12 protein-coding genes are annotated in these 16,161 nt (G+C 72.0%); 6 read left to right on the top strand and 6 right to left on the bottom strand.

All coding sequences use genetic code 11. The features are described 5' to 3' along the window. Positions 1-38: 38 nt before the first annotated feature. Positions 39-1,109: a tetratricopeptide repeat protein gene (locus O0S08_RS05590; RefSeq protein ID WP_269037963.1), complete on the bottom strand. Its 1,071-nt coding sequence runs from the start codon at positions 1,107-1,109 to the stop codon at positions 39-41. A 708-nt stretch (positions 1,110-1,817) separates the two neighbouring features. On the opposite strand from O0S08_RS05590, the gene O0S08_RS05585 reads away from it, so the two are divergent. Then, positions 1,818-3,023 carry a hypothetical protein gene (locus tag O0S08_RS05585; protein ID WP_269037962.1) on the top strand — a complete coding sequence of 402 codons (1,206 nt, stop codon included), beginning with the start codon at positions 1,818-1,820 and terminating at the stop codon, positions 3,021-3,023. Positions 3,024-3,166: 143 nt separating this feature from the next. Beyond that, positions 3,167-3,841 carry a glycoside hydrolase domain-containing protein gene (locus O0S08_RS05580; protein ID WP_269037961.1) on the top strand — a complete coding sequence of 225 codons (675 nt, stop codon included), beginning with the start codon at positions 3,167-3,169 and terminating at the stop codon, positions 3,839-3,841. A gap of 4 nt (positions 3,842-3,845) precedes the next feature. On the opposite strand, the gene O0S08_RS05575 is transcribed toward O0S08_RS05580, so the two are convergent. Further along, on the bottom strand, positions 3,846-4,532 hold the full coding sequence (locus tag O0S08_RS05575) for a trimeric intracellular cation channel family protein (RefSeq protein ID WP_269037959.1): 687 nt from the start codon (positions 4,530-4,532) through the stop codon (positions 3,846-3,848). Positions 4,533-4,622: 90 nt separating this feature from the next. On the opposite strand from O0S08_RS05575, the gene O0S08_RS05570 reads away from it, so the two are divergent. The 3 genes from O0S08_RS05570 to O0S08_RS05560 all read left to right on the top strand — a co-directional run bounded on the left by O0S08_RS05570 (position 4,623) and on the right by O0S08_RS05560 (position 6,307). Further along, positions 4,623-4,979 (top strand): hypothetical protein, encoded by a 357-nt coding sequence (locus O0S08_RS05570; RefSeq protein ID WP_269037958.1) that lies wholly within the window; start codon positions 4,623-4,625, stop codon positions 4,977-4,979. 159 nt (positions 4,980-5,138) lie between these two features. Further along, complete coding sequence (locus O0S08_RS05565; protein ID WP_269037956.1) at positions 5,139-5,660, top strand: EXPERA domain-containing protein; 522 nt, start codon at positions 5,139-5,141, stop codon at positions 5,658-5,660. An 89-nt stretch (positions 5,661-5,749) separates the two neighbouring features. After that, positions 5,750-6,307 (top strand): NUDIX hydrolase, encoded by a 558-nt coding sequence (locus O0S08_RS05560; protein WP_269037955.1) that lies wholly within the window; start codon positions 5,750-5,752, stop codon positions 6,305-6,307. Between the two features lie 217 nt (positions 6,308-6,524). On the opposite strand, the gene O0S08_RS05555 is transcribed toward O0S08_RS05560, so the two are convergent. Together O0S08_RS05555 and O0S08_RS05550 are read right to left on the bottom strand one after the other, a co-directional pair. Continuing rightward, positions 6,525-6,995 carry a GlcG/HbpS family heme-binding protein gene (locus tag O0S08_RS05555; RefSeq protein ID WP_269037954.1) on the bottom strand — a complete coding sequence of 157 codons (471 nt, stop codon included), beginning with the start codon at positions 6,993-6,995 and terminating at the stop codon, positions 6,525-6,527. A 970-nt stretch (positions 6,996-7,965) separates the two neighbouring features. Continuing rightward, positions 7,966-8,337 carry a hypothetical protein gene (locus O0S08_RS05550; protein WP_269037953.1) on the bottom strand — a complete coding sequence of 124 codons (372 nt, stop codon included), beginning with the start codon at positions 8,335-8,337 and terminating at the stop codon, positions 7,966-7,968. 31 nt (positions 8,338-8,368) lie between these two features. Here O0S08_RS05550 and O0S08_RS05545 point away from each other — a divergent pair, with 31 nt between their 5' ends. Continuing rightward, entirely contained in the window at positions 8,369-10,534 is a 2,166-nt protein-coding gene (locus O0S08_RS05545; protein ID WP_269037952.1) for a lamin tail domain-containing protein, read from the top strand. 170 nt (positions 10,535-10,704) lie between these two features. Here the strand turns inward: O0S08_RS05545 and O0S08_RS05540 are convergent, their stop codons facing one another. Beyond that, positions 10,705-12,579 (bottom strand): NHL repeat-containing protein, encoded by a 1,875-nt coding sequence (locus tag O0S08_RS05540; RefSeq protein WP_269037950.1) that lies wholly within the window; start codon positions 12,577-12,579, stop codon positions 10,705-10,707. 286 nt (positions 12,580-12,865) lie between these two features. Continuing rightward, complete coding sequence (locus tag O0S08_RS05535) at positions 12,866-15,889, bottom strand: poly(A) polymerase (RefSeq protein WP_269037949.1); 3,024 nt, start codon at positions 15,887-15,889, stop codon at positions 12,866-12,868. Positions 15,890-16,161: the final 272 nt, after the last annotated feature.

Here is a 16,161-nt window from a genome sequence, read left to right as displayed (position 1 = left end):
GCGGAGCGAACGCGCGAGCCGTGGCGGACGCGAGCGCGCTACTCCTCGTCCTCGTGGCTCATGCGGATGTGCTTCCGGCCGTCGTCGACCGGCGCGTTGGCCCGCGCGGCCAGGGCCTTGGCCGCGCCGTCCGGATCGCCGACCAGCAGCACCGCCTGGCACGTGCCCGTGCGCGCGTACTTGGCCTTCTTGCGCAGCACGTACGACACGCACTCCTTCAACTGCTTCGGCGCCTTGCCGACCACCTTGGCCTCGCGGAGCTTACCGTCCTCGAACGCCCAGCGGACGGCGATCGCCGCGCCCTCCTTCGCGCACGAGTCGAGCGAATCCTTGCTCTTCGCCACCCCGGCGATCACCTTCGCCAGCGCCGGCACGCCCTGCTCGCTCATGCGGCACGACACGTCGCGCGTCTCGAGCCCGCCGGCGCCCAGCTCCGCCGCCTTCGTCGTCAGCTCGAGCTCCACCGGCTTGCCGGCGGCCTCGGCCAGCTGCTTGACCACGTGGCACGAGTCGTCGTGCTGCCACTCGCACGCGCGGGCGAAGTGCTGTTCGGCCTTGACGACGTCGCGCTTGGTGCCGGTCCCGTCGTGGAACGCGAGGCCCGCCTTGAAGCAGCCGTACGCGCTGTGGCCGATGCACGCGTTGATGTAGGCCGTCACCCCGCGCATCTTGGCCTCGGCCGAGCTGTCCGGCGCGAGCAGGATGTCGCCGACGCCGGTGCAGCCGTCGATGTCGCCGAGCTTGCAGCCCTGCTGATACAGGTCGATCGCCTGCGTCTGATCGGCCTCGACCCCGCGGCCGGCGCTCAGCTGCTGGCCCGCCCGCGTGCACGCGGCCGGTCGCCCGCCGGTGCACGCCTTGATCGCGTACTCGAGCTCGATCGCCGGCGTCCCCGTGCCGTCGCGCGCCATGTCCGAGCGGCGCTCGCACGCCTCCGGGTAGTCTGCCGCGCACGACTTCTCGTACACCTCCGCCGCCTTGGGCAGGTCGACCGGCCCGCCGCGCCCGTTCTGGTACAGCTCCGCCAGGCGGAAGCACTGGAACCCGTCGTTCTTCTCGCACACCGCCTTCAACGGCTCGCGCGCGTTGTCGTAATCCTTGTAGAACATGGCCGCCTCGGCCTGCTCGACACACTGCGCGCCGAAGCACGAGTCATCGCTCGGCGGCGGCTGCGACGACTCCCTGTGACAGCCCGCAATCGCGAGCGAGAGCATGAATGCGAAGCGGAGACAGCGACCCTTGCGGCGCACCCCGCCATAAAAAGGCCAGGTCCGCGGCCACGTCAACGAAAATCTCGCAGCGGTGCGCCACGGCGGCCTGTATGTCGCTCGGCGCCCAGCGGATACCGGCGACGCAGCGATGAATCTGTCGCCCTCACACACTCGCTCGCTCGCGCCGCCGTGCGCTGGATCGCGCCCTCGCGGACGTGCTCGCCGAGCCCTCGCGATCGCGGCCCTGCGCGGCCCTCGCAAGCCACGCGGCGCCGATCGGCCGGGCGCGGCGCAGCTCCGGAGATGCGAGCTTCGCCCCCTGCGCGGCCCGCGATCCACGGCGAGCCGCGCTCCGACGAGCGTCCGGTGTGACACCTGTCCGCGCCTCGCGAGGACGACCTGCACCGCTCATCCTCTCATCGCATTCGCGGCTCATCAATGTGAGCACCACGCGGCGCTCGCCGCCGCGTGTCTGTCGATGATGCAATGAACGCCGGCCCCGCGGACCACTGGGGGACCGAGACCACAACGACCATTTTCCCGCCAATCCCCCGCTTGCGGGCGAATGGGCGGCCATGCGCGGAGCCTGGCGTAGACTCGCGGGCGATGCAGAGGCACACGGCGATCGGGGTGACGCTGGCGGGGTTGGCCGTCGCGGCCTGTCCTGGCAATCAGGGCATGATGACGACGGACACCAGCGAGCCGCCCGGCGATCCGACCGGCGGGCCCGCCGGCGATCCCACCGGCACGAGCGCCACCGCTGCGACCAGCGGCTCGACCACCGCCGCCGAGCCGACCACCGGCCCGACCGCGACGACGACCGCCGGCGTCACCGGCTCCACCACCGGCGCCACCGGCGACTCGACCGGCACCACCGCCAATCTCACCACCGACGATTCGACCTCCGGCACCACCGCCAATCCCGGCACCACCGGCGAGCCCGTCGATTGCAGCGACGAGCCGCCGATCCCGGCCGGGCCCGACGTCGTGCTCGCGCCGGAGTTCGCCGAGTTCTACAAGACCTACGAGCTCGGCCAGGTCCCCGGGATCCCCACCGACTCGCGCCTCGGCGGCTGCGCGATCTCCAACGAGAACCCCGACATCCTCCTGATCGCCGGCGACTCCGAGGCCTCCACGGGCAAGGTGTGGGCGATCGAGGTCGTGCGCGGCAATTGCGACCACATCGTCAACTTCAAGGGCATCGCCCAGGTCGTCGCCGAGGCGCCCTACGTCGACGCCAACCTCGCGCTGGTCGAGTCGGGCCTGATGTTCTACACCGCCTGGCCGATCAACCAGATCGGTCAATTGCTGCCCGGCCAGATGATGCCGGCCGTCACCACCGACATGACCGCGCTCGGCGTCGAGAGCTCGGTCAGCGGGCTCGGCTTCGTCCCGCCCGGCTTCGTCGACGAGGGCGGCATGCGCACGATCACCTGGTCCGGCGGCAAATGGTATCACCTCGACCGCGCCGCCAATGGCAACACCTTCACCCTCGCGGGCGCCCAGCACGTCGCCACCCTCCCGTTCGGCCCCGGCGGCTTCGCCTACGTGCCCGACGGCTCGCCCGGCTTCGAGGTCGACCATTTGATCGTCTCCGAGTGGTCGGCCGGGACCGTCGGCGTCTACCAGGTCGACGACCAAGGCGACCCGCTGCCCGAGTCGCGCAAGGACTTCTACCTCGACTTCCCCAACCCGTGGGGCGCCTACTTCGAGCCGCTCACCGGCGACTTCATGTTCCTCACCTGGGGCGCCGGGCAGGATCGCGTCTACATCGTCCAGGGCTTCGAGCCGCCGCCGCCGATCCCCCAATGAGGGCAGCGCCGCCGCGCCGGCGATAACGACGATTCGCACCGGCCTCGCTCCCGCGTTCGTCCGCGCGCGGCGCCCCTGCGCGCAATCGCGGCTTGACGCGCCCGCCCTCGCCGGTCGCATCATGACGCGAGGGGGAGCTCTGCATGAGTGATCTTTTCGGGCTGGTGGAGAGCGCCGCGGCGGCGCGGGGGTTCGACACCAACGTCGTCGTCGCGCCGGACGTCGCGCGCAAGTTCGTCGCCGACGGCTATCGCTTCTGCGTGCGCTACGTCAGCCACAGCGCCACCGAGGGCGAGTCCGACATCTCGCGCACGGAGGTCGAGGCGATCCTCGGCGCCGGCCTGGCGCTGATGATCGTCCAGCACGTCCGCCGCTCCGGCTGGTCGCCCACCGCGGCGCTCGGCAGCAGCGACGGCGCCCTCGCGGCGCGGCACCTCGCCGAGCTCGGCGCGCCGCCGCGGCTCACCGTGTGGACGGACGTCGAGGGCGTCGACCCCGACGCCCCGCCCAACAACATCCTCACCTACGGCAACGCGTGGTACGCCGCAGTCGCGGCGGCCGGCTTCACGCCCGGGCTCTACGTCGGTCGCCTGCCGCTGACGAGCGCGCAGCTGTACCGCGGCTTCAAGTTCCGCAACTACTGGAAGTCGGGCATCACCCAGGTCGACGTCCAGACCCGCGGCTATCAAATGTTGCAGCTCGGGCCGCCCAACGACCTCGTCCACGGCATCCACGTCGATCACGACGCGATCCAGGCGGACAACCTCGGCGGCTTGCCGACGTGGTGGACTGCGCGCGAGGACCTGCCCGTCAGCTGATCGCTCACTCCTGGTCCGGTCGCAGCGGCGCCTCCACGCGCGGGTGCGGGCCCGTGCGCGCCGGCGCCGTCGTCCAGCCGAGGCGATGCGACACCACCCGCAGCGCGAACGTCACCGCGATCGCCACCGCCGCCGCCCGCGGAGCCGGCCACTCGAGCGCCACGGTCAGCAGACAGAACAGCGACGCCCCGGCGCCGGCGACCAGCGCGTAGTACTCGCCGGGCTTGAACAGGAACGGCTCCTCGCGCACCAGCACGTCGCGCAGGAGGCCGCCGCCGACGGCGTTGAGCACCCCGACGAAGCTGGCCGCGCCGACGCCGAGGCCGAGCGCCAGCGACTTCTGCACCCCGACCACCGCGTAGGTGCCGAGGCCGATCGCGTCGACCACGAACAGCAGCCCGCGGATCCGGTCGAGCGCCGCCGCGAAGAAGTAGCCGGCCACGCTGGCGATCAGCACCACCAGCAAGTAGCGCCCGTCCTGCACGCACACCGGCGGGCCCTGCTGCAGGAACAGCCCGTCGCGCAAGAGGCCGCCGCCGACCCCCGTCACCAGCGCCACCACGAACAGCCCGACCGGGTCGTAGCCGCGGCGCGCGGCCAGCAGCGCCCCGCTGAGGCCGAACAGCAGCGTCGCGCCGAGGTCGAAGTAGAGCGGCAGCTGGAAGAACGCCTCGGGGTGGACCGCGACCACGTGCCCGAGCATAGCCCTCGAGGCGCGGGCGCGGATCCGCAAACAACTCCGCCGCGTCGCCCGCCGGCGCTCGCTGCTACCATCCGTCGCATGGCCACGCAGTCGATCGACATCGTCAACAACCCCGCCAACCCGGCCAATCCCGGCGCCGAGCAGCTGCTCGCGCTGCCCGCGGGCGGCACCGTCGAGCTCTACGGCGACAAGCCGGGCGCGGCCCTCCTGGTCCGCGTCACGGGCCTCAGGCGCGAGGCCGAACACACCGGCCAGTTCCTCCTCGAGGGCTTCGTCCGCCTGCCGAACGAGACCGAGGAGGCGCGCGTCGAGAGCAGCTTCTACAACGCCGCCACCGGCCGCGGCACCCTCAACGTCGAGGCGCGGTTCGCCGAGCGCTACCAGGCGCTGTCCGACGCGATCGCCGACGTCACCTACGTGACCCGCCCGCGCTGAGCCTCGCTACGTCCGCTTCGCGCCGCGAAGCCTGCAGCGAGCGGGACGTCCGTCGCGCGATGCACGGCGATCCACGCGTGTCCATCGGGATTCACCGCGCATCGCGGTGTGATCCGGTCGGCATCGCCGCGCGCGCCGGGCCTCTAGACTGCGCCGGCCATGTCCACCCCAGACACCATGTCCACGAGCGACCGGGTCATCATCGGCCTGCTGGCGTTCTTCCTCTGCATCGCCTTCTCGCTCGAGCTCTACTGGATCGTCTACAACGACAGCCTGGTCGCCCGCGCCGACCACGAGCTGTTCGCCCGGCTGTTCCAGATCTACGGCGACGCCGACCGGGCCTACTTCGACCGGGTCACGCCGATGGCGATCGGGCTCGAGCAGATCAACGTGTTCATCACCCAGATCGTCAACGTCTGGCTGCTGTGGGCGATCGTCCAGCGCGTGTACTATCGCCACATCCTGCAGCTCGTGGTCGGCTCGTACCTCGCCTACTCTGTGGTGCTCTACTTCTGGGCCGCGCACGTCACCGGCTACCCGGACATGCGGTACCAGTCGCCCTACACGTTCTTCCTGTTCTACGCGCCCAACCTGCCGTGGCTGCTCGGCTACGCCTACATGGCCTGGGACTCGTGCCGCTACCTCGCCGCGCGCCTGCGCGGCACCAGCACCGCCGCGTGATCGCGCGGCGCGGGCGCGCGACGGCGCCGCGACTTCGCCCGCCGCGGCGCACCTCGGGCCCGTGCTAACGTCGGCGGCGGAGCACCCGCGTGACCACGTTGAAGCCCTTCCGTTACGGGGCGAGCCGCGAGCTGGCGACCACCCCGATCTTCCGCCTGCAAGAGGTCGAGGCCGAGCACCCGCGCACCGGCAGCCTGCGGCCGTACGTCACCCTCGACGCGCCCGACTGGGTCAACCTGATCGCGCTGACCCCCGAGGGTCAGCTCGTCCTGGTCCGCCAGTGGCGCCACGGCACCCGCCGCTTCGAGCTCGAGCTACCGGCCGGGGCGATCGAGCCGGGCGAGACGCCGGAGCAGGCGGCCGCCCGCGAGCTGCTCGAAGAGACAGGTTACTCCGCCGCCTCGATCGTCCGCCTCGGCGAGGTCGCCCCCAACGCCGCCTTCCAGGCCAACCGCTGCTTCACCGTCCTCGCCGAGGGCTGCCGCCGCACCGGCGAGACCGCCTTCGACGAGGGCGAGGACATCGAGATCGTCCTGTGCAGCCCCGCCGAGCTGCGGCCCCAGCTCGGCGACACCGTCCTCAACTCGATGGTCTTCTGCGGCCTCTACTGGTGGTTCGAGCGCCAGGGCCGAGTCACATGGCCTTGAGAACATTTCTCATAGGTCATGTCCTCTAGGACATGCCGCGGACCCAGGAGCGCGTGATGGAGATCCCGTGCTCGGCGCCGACAGCCGCGACGACGGCATCGAGCACGAGCGGCGGATGATGATGCTCGTGGCGACGAGGATCTTGAATTGAAAGCTCCCCGCCTCGGGCGGCCCGCTGCGCCCGAGCTCCCGCGGACGGGGCCCGCGAGGCCCCGAATCAGCGCCTGTCCGCGCCGCCGGAGCGGCGCCCGGCGACCTCGCCGTCGTGACCCTTCGGCGCCGAGGCCCCGTGCACGGCGGCCAGTCCGGCGTGCGCGCACTCGAGGTCCTGTTCGGCAGTCCCGCCGCTGACCCCGATCGCGCCGATCGAGCGATCGCCGCTCACGATCGGCAGCCCGCCGCCGACTGACGAAAATCGCGGCAGGCGCGACACCCCCGGCGGCAGCGCCTCGGCGTCCGCCGGCGCCGACGACCCGAACAGCGCGGTGAGGGCCTTGCTCCGCGCCGTCTCGATGCTGACCAGCGGCGCCCCGGCCATCCGACACAGCGCCAGCACCAGCCCGCGAGCGTCGAGCACCGCCACCGATTGCGGCACCCCGAGCGCTCGCGCACGCTCGATCACGGCGTGCACGACCGCCTGCGCCGTGAGGTGCGAGACGCTGAACTTGACGTGGCTCGATTCCATCATCGTCCTTTCGTTTGCCGCGCGATCGTTCGTAACGCTCATTGGCCGCAAGTCCGCGATCCCATCGGTCGAAACGACGCTCACGACGCCCCGCTCACCCGCCGACGCAGCGGCGGCGAATCATACTCGCCTCACGCGGGGCCAGCGCGGCCGTCTGCGGCCGGCCGGCGTGGGGGTGAACCGGCCGCAGCGCCGCCGGCCTCGCGCCCGCGTCCGCCGGCGCAGGAATGCGTCGATGGCAGGCTGGGCCTGGCAGTACACATGTCCGCGATTGCGACGGCGCCAGCGCGTGCGGACCGACACATTTCAGTCGCGCGACGTATCATCGTCAACCACCCTCTCGCTCCTTTTCCGACGGCTACGCCATCGCGTCGTCGTGACGCGCCCCGAGGGGAAGCACCGGCGGATACCACGAGCCGCGGCCGAATACGCCGATCGCTCCCGGTGCCGTCGGTGACGCCCGATCGCCGACAATGCGCCGACCGTCGATTGCGCCGACCGCTTTCGATCCTGTTCCACCGGACACCGATCGGCGCCCGCCGTCGGTCCGCCCGCGCAACCGCCTGCGCAGCCCCTACCTCGGTCGTTCAGCGGACCTGCAAAGCCGCCGAGCCGCCCACGAGGCCCTTTAACGATTTCGACGCCGTCGTCGAACCGCACGATCGTCCGGCTCTCCACCCAATCGGACACCTGGTCGCCGACGTCGCCGTCCGGCTCTCCACCCAATCGGACACCTGGTCGCCGACGTCGAACGCTCGGACGCTCGCACGATCCGGATTGATGGCATCGCCGCCTTGACGCGAACCATTCTCGCGCCGTCGTCGCGGCCACCTCCTCACTCCAGCGACTGGCATGACATGGCGCAGCAGGCAGATCGATCTCGCCCGAGACGCCCCGCGATCTCACGATCGGGCGGCCGAGATCGTGTCGCTAGCCGCACCGGGGCCCGGCTCGCGAGCGCGTCGCGACGCCGTCATCGTCGCGCGACCACGACTGCGGGCCCCCGCCTGCGATCGCCGTCCTGTTCCGCGGCGGACCGCCGGCCGGCGGCCACACCTCGCTGTGGTAGCGTCCGCGCGATGCATTCCATTCGACGCATAGCTCGCTCTGTTTCTCGCCCCTCGGCGCCGCGGCGCTGGAGCTTCGGCCTGGCCGGCTGCCTGTGGCTGACCGCCTGCCCGAATACACCGTCCACCAGCGGCACCGAGACCGACACCACCAGTAGCAGCGGCGGCACCGAGACCACCACCGAATCGCAGACCACGACCCCGCCGACCACGACGATCCCCACGACCACGACGACCACCACCGGCGAAACGGCGACGACGACGACCACCACCACCACCGGCGAACCCGACACCACCGGCGGCGACGGCGTGTGCGGCGACGGGACGCTCGACGCCGGCGAGGAGTGCGACGACGGGGTCGACAACGGGCCGGGCCAGCAGTGCAGCGCCGCCTGCGTCCTCAACGTCTGCGGCGACGGCGACGCCGGCCCTGGCGAGGAGTGCGACGACGGGGCCGACAACGCCGACGGCAACAGCTGCAAGGCCGACTGTACCAACAACGTCTGCGGCGACGGGGCCAAGGGACCCGGCGAGGGCTGCGACGACGGCAACGACGTCGACGACGACGACTGCAACAACATGTGCGCCCTCGCCTCGTGCGGCGACGCCATCGTCGGCCCGAGCGAGGAGTGCGACGACGGCAACATGGACAGCACCGACGAATGCACCGAGACCTGCACCCTGGCCGCCTGCAGCGACGGCCACCTGCAGGCCGGCATCGGCGAGGAGTGCGACGACGGCCCCGACAACGCCGACGCCGCCGCCTGCACCAGTGAATGCAAGCTCGCGGTCTGCGGCGACGGCCACGTCTTCGCCACCGGCGACGGCGACGAGGAGTGCGACAACGGCGGCGACAACGGCCCCGGCAAGGCGTGCAAGTCCGACTGCAAGCTCAACGTCTGCGGCGACGGCGACCAGAGCCCCGAGGAGGCCTGCGACGACGGCGACGTCGATCCGGGCGACGGCTGCTCCGCGAGCTGCACGCTCGAGGCCTGCGGCAACGGCGTGCTCGACCCCGGCGAGGCCTGCGACGACAGCCAGAACGGCGACAACGACGACGCCTGCACCGACCTGTGCAAGCTGCCCGCCTGCGGCGACGGCTTCGAGCAGCCGAACGAGGGCGAGGGCTGCGACCTCGGCCCGCAGAACAGCGACACCGGCGCCTGCACCCTGCTCTGCAAGGACGCCGCCTGCGGCGACGGCCTCGTGCAGGCCGGCGTCGAGCAGTGCGACGACGGCGCCAACAACGGCCCCGGCAAGGCGTGCAAGGCCGGCTGCCTCGCCAACTTCTGCGGCGACGGCGACAAGGGCCCCGGCGAGGGCTGCGACGACGGCAACGACGACGACGACGACGCCTGCACCAGCGCCTGCAAGCCCGCCACCTGCGGCGACGGCTTCAAGCAGCCCGGCGAGCAGTGCGACCTCGGCGTCGCCAACGACAACACCGGCGCCTGCACCCTCACCTGTACCCTCCCCGCCTGCGGCGACGGCTTCGTCCAGGCCGGCGCCGGCGAGCAGTGCGACGACGGCAACCTGTCGAGCAGCGACGCCTGCCTCGCCACCTGCAAGTCCGCCGCCTGCCACGACGACTTCGTCCACGCCGGCGTCGAGCAGTGCGACGACGGCAACACCGACGACACCGACGCCTGCGTGCTCGAGTGCGTCGACGCCAGCTGCGGCGACGGCCTGCTCCACGCCGGCGTCGAGCAGTGCGACGACGACAACAACGTCGCCACCGACGCCTGCACCAACGCCTGCAAGCCCGCCACCTGCGGCGACGGCATCGTCTGGGCCGGCCACGAGCAGTGCGACGACGCCAACGCCAACAACGACGACGCCTGCACCAACAGCTGCACCCTCGGCCTGTGCGTCAACGGGATCCAGAACGCCGGCGAGCTCGGCGTCGACTGCGGCGGCCCCTGCCCCAAGCAGTGCCTGGTGATCAACGAGGTCGACTACGACCAGCCTGGCACCGACACCGCGGAGTTCGTGGAGATCTTGAACGTCTCGAGCGGCCCGGTGAGCCTCGCGGGTTATCACCTCGTGCCGATCAATGGTGCGAACAAGCAGTCCTACTCGCCCGTCGACCTCGGCGCGGCGTTCCCCACCCTCAACGCGGGGCAGTACCTCGTCGTCATCTGGGGCGACACGACCGTCCCCGGCAGCCAGCTCAAGCTGATCACCAGCGCCATCAGCAACATCCTGCAAAATGGCGCGCCCGACGGCGTCGCGCTGGTCCACGTGCCGAGCAAGCAGTACATCGACGCCCTCTCCTACACCGGCTCGATCACCGGCGTGACCTTCATGGGCGTCGGCCCCTTCGACCTCGTCGAGGGCATGCCCGCCAACCTCGCCGACTCCAGCAACAACCCCGGCTCGCTGAGCCGGATCCCCAACGGCATCGACACCAACCAGATGGGCGTCGACTGGAAGTTCGTCGCCACCCCGACCCCGGGCACCGCCAACGTGCCCTGATCGCGCGGGCCGCGTTCAGACGCGGCGCTGCCGGTCGACCTCATCGATAGCGCCGAAGGACATGGCGAAATGTCCATGTCCTTCTGTACTATACGCATTCAATCCGCGGGCGCCGACCCGGCTCGACGCCGATCGTCGCGTACTTGCCGAGGTTGCTCGCGTCGAACCGCTCACGGATCGAACACGACGACGAAGCCGTCCCGGCCGCCCTTGGGGGCCTCGACGCCGCTGCCGAGGTCGATGCCGCCGTAGAAGGTGCCGGTCACGGCGACGGAGCCCCCGGCCGACCCGGCGACATTGGCGGTGAATTGGTCCTGAGCGCCCCCGAGCCGCTTGCTCCACCCGTGTTGCCCCACCGGGCTGAACTTGCCGACGAACACGTCCCACTTGTCGGCCGACACGAGCGGGACGCCGCCGAGCTCGCACGTGTTCCTGAAAGTACCCGTGACGAGGATGTTGTCGAGGCCGTCCGTGGCCACGTCCTCGGCGAGCGAGCTGTCGACGCAGAGCTCGCGGCTCCACAGATGCGCCCCGTCGCTGTCGAACTGGGCGAGGTAGCTGATGACCGAGGGTCCGTCCAGCAGGCCGCCGCCGAAGTCGACGTCATCGGCAGCACCCGTGATCGTGACGCGCCCCTTGCCGTCGACCGCCACGCCGCGGGCGTCCTGGGCGCCCGCGTCGCCGAAGCGCTTGCCCCACACCGCGTCGCCTGTGGGGTCGAGCTTGAACAGGAAGATGTCGTCGGAGCCGGCGCAGACGAGCGGACCGCTCCCGGGGTCGATGGTGCCGTGGAACCACCCGGTCACGTAAGCATTGCCGGTCGCATCGACGTCGATGCCGGAGACGACCTGGTCCGTCGGATCGCCGACGCCCCGGCTCCACACGTGCGCGCCGGCGGACGTGAGCCTGCCGACGAAGATGTCTGTCTCGCCGGCGCTGGCCAGAGGGCCACCGCCGAGGTCGAGGGAGGTGCGGAAATTGCCGGTGACCAGGATGTCCCCATTCTTGGCGACTGCCAGATCGGACGGCCCCGCTCCGCCCCCGGAGTGGAACGACTTGCTCCACACATGCCCGCCGTCGCCGTTCAACTTGACGAGGAAGAGATCGCTGAACTGCGACGGGTTCTGCAGCGGACCGCCGCCGAAGTCGATCGCGCCGACGAACCCGCCGGCCAGGACGATCTCACCGGTGGGCGTGGTCGCCAGGCCGTAGTTGGGGCCGCCCTGGGCGCTCGCGTCGCCGAAGCGCTTGCCCCACAGGAGGTCGCCCGCGGGCGAAAACTTGGCCAGGAACACGTCGTGGCCGGCGTTGACCAGCGGACCGCCGCCGAAATCGATCGGGCCGTCGCCCCACGCGGCGAGCACGAGGTTGCCGGCGCCGTCGAACACGACGCGCTCGCCCTCGTCGTTGCCGCCCTCGCCGAAGGTCAGACCCCACGCATAGGCGCCGTCGCCCACGCACGGGTCGGCGCCGTCACAGTCCTCGTCGCCGGCCTCGTCGCAGGTCTCGGGCGCCGGCACCACCTCGCCCTCGCACGGCCCCCAGGTCTGGTCCGGGAGGCACTGCCGCTCGCCGGCGATGCACTTCCCGACGCCTTCGGTGCCGCCCGGTCCGCTGTAGCAGGTCTGCGAGTCGCCGGGGACGCAATCACCGGAGACGCCGGTGTCCGTCGTGTCCGTGCTCGTGCTGGTGTCCGCGACGGTGGTCTCGCCCGTCGTGGTGTCGAGCGTCGTCGTGCTGCTCGACGTCGTATCGAGCGTCGTCGTCGTGTCGAGCGTCGTCGTCGTGTCGAGCGTCGTCGGATCGACCGCCGTCGGGTCGTCCGTCGTGGTCGACTCGACGCTCGTCACGCTCCCCTGGGTCTCGGTGCCCGGGTTCGTCGTGGTCGGCTCGTGCGCCGTGGTGGATGGCGTGCTCGTCGTATCGGCGGTGCCAGTCGTCGTCGAGGCCGTGCCGTCGGTGGTGGCGGTCGCGGTCGTATCGCCAGGAGCCCCGGGACATGCCGCGAGCAACGCAGGGAAGAGAACAAATGGAAGCTGTCGCATACGCCGGCCTACAACCCGCGCCGAACCTCGATGTCGCTGGGGCAAGAAGTCGAGCGCGCAATCTCGGCTCGAGCCGAGAGTGCGCCGGCGCGCAGAGACACGCCTTCGGCCGATCAGAGGCGCCGGCGCGCGCGTCCGTCGCGACGGACAGCCCGTTTCATGCGACTTGAGGCGTGCTGACGCCGCAGCGTGACCCGTCGAGGAAGATCTGTGCGGCGAAGGCGTCACGCCTCGCCACGACCCCGGCCGTGCATTGCTCTCGAGCCGACCTGCTGTCAGGCGTCTGTCACGCCCCCGCGATCAACCGCGCCGTCAGCTCCGCCGCCGTCGGCCGCTCCGTCCACGCCGCGAAGCTCCCCGCGAACGCCGCCCCTGCGGCCGCGAGGGCCGCCGGCTCCCCGCCCGCGAGCCCGATGGCCCAGGTCGACTCGCCCGCGCGCAGCGGTCGCGGGTACGGCCGCACGCGCGCCCCTGCGTCCTCGAGCGCCAGGAGCAGCCCCATCACATGTCCTTCGAGCCAGCCGATGCATTCGGCCGGTTCGTCTCCGGCGCCCGTCAGCGTCAGCTCGATCCGCCGCTCGTGCGCCGCCGGATCGACCGCGCTCGTCAGCGCGGGGTCGCCCGCGCTCGCCAGCGCGTGTCCGCGGCGCAGCTCCTCGTGCAGCAGCATCAGGGTCGAGCGCGTCACGTGGCGCGCCGAATTGAACGACGGCGGCGTCGGCGTGTAGATCGGCCACAGCAGCTTGCGCCCGCCCCTGGTCTCCGGCGGCGGCGCCAGGGCGATCGGCGCCCCCGGCGTGCGGGCGGCCAGCAGCATGAAGAAGTGCCGCAGGAGCGCCTCGGGCTCGGCAGCCACCCCCGCCTCTCCGGCCGCGCGCACCGCCCAGGCCGCCACGATCGCCCACGTGTAGCCGCCGAGCAGCCCCCACGCGCCGGCGTCGAGCTGGCGCGCGCGGGCCCACCGGCGCACGCGCGCCAGCGTCTCGCGGAACACCCCGGAGTCGAAGTGCTCGCTGACCAGCCACACCAGCGCGTCGGCGTCGATGCAGCCGAGCGCCGCGCGGCGGCTGGCCTCGTCGAGGGTCGCCAGCTCGTCCGGGTCGAGCGACCCGAGCACCCGCGTCTGCAGCGGCGGCGGCAGCCCGGCGTACTGCAGGTCGACCGCGATCCCCTCGAACCTGCACTTCAGGACAGGCAGCCCGGCGCTCTTCACGGTGCGCACCGCCTGCAGCTCGCCGGCCGCGGCCAGCCGCTCCGTCACCGCCGCGAACAGCTCCTCGCGCCGGACCCCGTCCTCGCCGGCCCACACCAGGTCGAGGTCGCCGTCCGGCTGCGCCACTCCGAGCCGCGCCGAGCCGACCACGTGCAGCTGCGAACCATCGCGCACCGCCGCCGTCGCCCGCTTGAACGCCTCGGTCACCCGCTGGTGCGTCGGCGACGGCCAGCGGCCGAACGGCGGCAGCGTCCCCCACGGCCCCTCCGCCTCGACCTGTCCTTCGGGACTGGTCGGCACCGACGCCCGGATCGCGAACGGCTCGTCGTCGCGGCGGCTGATCAGATGCACCGCCTCGACCGTGAACGACAGCGGGCGCCAGCTCGCCTGCCAGCGCGCGATCGCGGCCGCGATCTCCGCCTCGCCGCCAGTGAGCCGCGCGATCGTCAGGTGCGGCACGAACCCGGGCCCGCGCGACGACTGCTCGTCGCAGCCGGGGAACAGCGCCGCCGCGGCCGCCTGAAGGGCCATCAACGCGCCGGGCGGATCGCTGATCGGCTCGATCCACACCGTCGTGCTGCCGCGGTGGTCGAAGCGGCGCAGCTCCTTCAGCTCCACGCGCAGCGGCAGCAGCCCGCGCAGCGCCGCCGTCAACGCCGCCGCCGCGTCGGCGAACAGCTCCTCCGGCACGAACCCGTAGACCAGGTTGATGTGCGGCATCCAGCGCCCGTGGCTCGGGTCGTGGCCCTCGCGGATCGCCTCGATCGGCGGCCACGCCTGCGCCGGCGGGATCACCACCAGGGCGCTGCGGTGCACCGGGCTCGCGTCCGCCAGCCGGGCCCGGCGCGCCGCCGCGTCGGCATCGGCGACCACCTGCAAGAGCGCGCACACGCCGAAGTGGTCCGACGCGAACATTCCCTGTCCATCGGGACCTGTCGCAAAGGGCATGTCCCCGAACAGCGTGGCGTCGATGGCCGCCAGCGCCCCGGCCGGCGAGCGCAGCAGCGCGCGGTCGAAGCGGGCCGCCCTGCCGGTGCGGGTCGCCAGCGCCGCCAGCGGGTTGGCCACCGGGTCGAAGGTGAAGCCCGGGTGGTGCGGGTGGACCTCGCGCCACACGTCGACGAGCCCCGCGCGGCCCAGCTGCTGGTCCTCCTCGCCGTCGCCGAAGTTGAAGTCGCCGAGCACCAGCGCGTCGTCGACGTCGGCCCGGCCGAGCCGCTCGACCAGCACCGCCACCTGCTCGGCGCGGCGGTCGTCGGCGTCGGCCTTGCGGTTGCTCGTCAGGTGCACCGCCGCGATCGCCAGGCGTCGCCCCGCCAGCGCCAGCCGCCCGACCACCAGCCGCTTGCGCGCCGAGAACTCGTGCAGCTCGAGCGCCAGCGGCCAGCGCGACAGCAGCACCTGCCCGTACGGCTGCAGCCCCTCGGCGTCTGGCCCTTCGGACACGTAGTAGCTCTCGCGCAGCCACGGCGCCGCCAGCAGCTCGGCCCACCGGTCCGGCGTCACCTCCTGCAGGGCGAGGATGTCGGCGTCGCGCCGGCGCAGCAGCTCGAGGCACGCCGGCGTGCGCGCCTCGGTGTACAGCTGCTCCGGCTCGTAGAGGTCGAACAGCACGTTGTAGGTCGCGACCTGCAGCGCCTCGACCCGCGCCTCGTGCAGCCCCGCGGCCGCCACCGGCAGCCAGTCCCCGCGCAGCGGATCGAAGCGGAAGCACGGCCGGCTCACGAACGCCGCCGGGCCCGCGGCGCGTGACTTGCCGCGCCGCGTCGGCGTCGGCGCGACCACCGGCGCCGGCGCGCACGCGCGGGCGATCGCCGCGTGATCGGGGGCCGGGCTGTCACCTGACCCGAAGACCAGGTCGACCCGCGCCCGCCGATCCCACACCACCAGCTCGCCGGCCTTGATGAAGAAGATCCGGTGCCACGGGATCTCGTTGTCGCCGGCGAAGAAATCGGCGAGCGGCGCCTCGCGCACGCCGGCGAAGCGCTCCTCGTAGCCGACGACGAACCGGCGCACGTCGAACGTCGCGTCGAAGCGCAGCCGCCCGACCACGTCCTGCACCGGCCGGAGCCCCTGCCTCTCGCGCTGCTTCGCCATCGCCGGACCTCCCGGCAGCCTTCCGCCGGGTAGAGGAGGCTAGTGCCCAGGCCGCGGCATTTCAACCGGCGCGCGCTCGGGCTCCGCCGGCGCCCGCGCGCATCGCTCGATCGCGCTCTCCTCGCGCCGTGCCGGCTCGGCTCGCCGGCGGTCCACCGGTCGCATCCGCGCGCCATGACCGCCGCGCGCCCATGAACATGTCTTTCACGACATGTCCGAATCACCATCACGACAATCGCGCGGCTCGGGGCCCGCGGTCGCGAACGGTGGGG

This window comes from Nannocystis punicea, assembly GCF_026965555.1.
In the GTDB taxonomy this organism is placed as follows: domain Bacteria; phylum Myxococcota_A; class Polyangia; order Nannocystales; family Nannocystaceae; genus Nannocystis; species Nannocystis punicea.
The sequence above is the reverse complement of the archived record's forward strand: the minus strand, read 5'-3'. Positions and strand labels throughout refer to the sequence as shown.

Coding starts and splice junctions, on each gene's coding strand:
- O0S08_RS05570 (WP_269037958.1), top strand. CDS start 4,623: ATGGCCACGCAGTCGATCGACATCGTCAACAACCCCGCCAACCCGGCC.
- O0S08_RS05535 (WP_269037949.1), bottom strand. CDS start 15,889: ATGGCGAAGCAGCGCGAGAGGCAGGGGCTCCGGCCGGTGCAGGACGTG.
- O0S08_RS05540 (WP_269037950.1), bottom strand. CDS start 12,579: ATGCGACAGCTTCCATTTGTTCTCTTCCCTGCGTTGCTCGCGGCATGT.
- O0S08_RS05580 (WP_269037961.1), top strand. CDS start 3,167: ATGAGTGATCTTTTCGGGCTGGTGGAGAGCGCCGCGGCGGCGCGGGGG.
- O0S08_RS05565 (WP_269037956.1), top strand. CDS start 5,139: ATGTCCACCCCAGACACCATGTCCACGAGCGACCGGGTCATCATCGGC.
- O0S08_RS05555 (WP_269037954.1), bottom strand. CDS start 6,995: ATGATGGAATCGAGCCACGTCAAGTTCAGCGTCTCGCACCTCACGGCG.
- O0S08_RS05590 (WP_269037963.1), bottom strand. CDS start 1,109: ATGTTCTACAAGGATTACGACAACGCGCGCGAGCCGTTGAAGGCGGTG.
- O0S08_RS05585 (WP_269037962.1), top strand. CDS start 1,818: ATGCAGAGGCACACGGCGATCGGGGTGACGCTGGCGGGGTTGGCCGTC.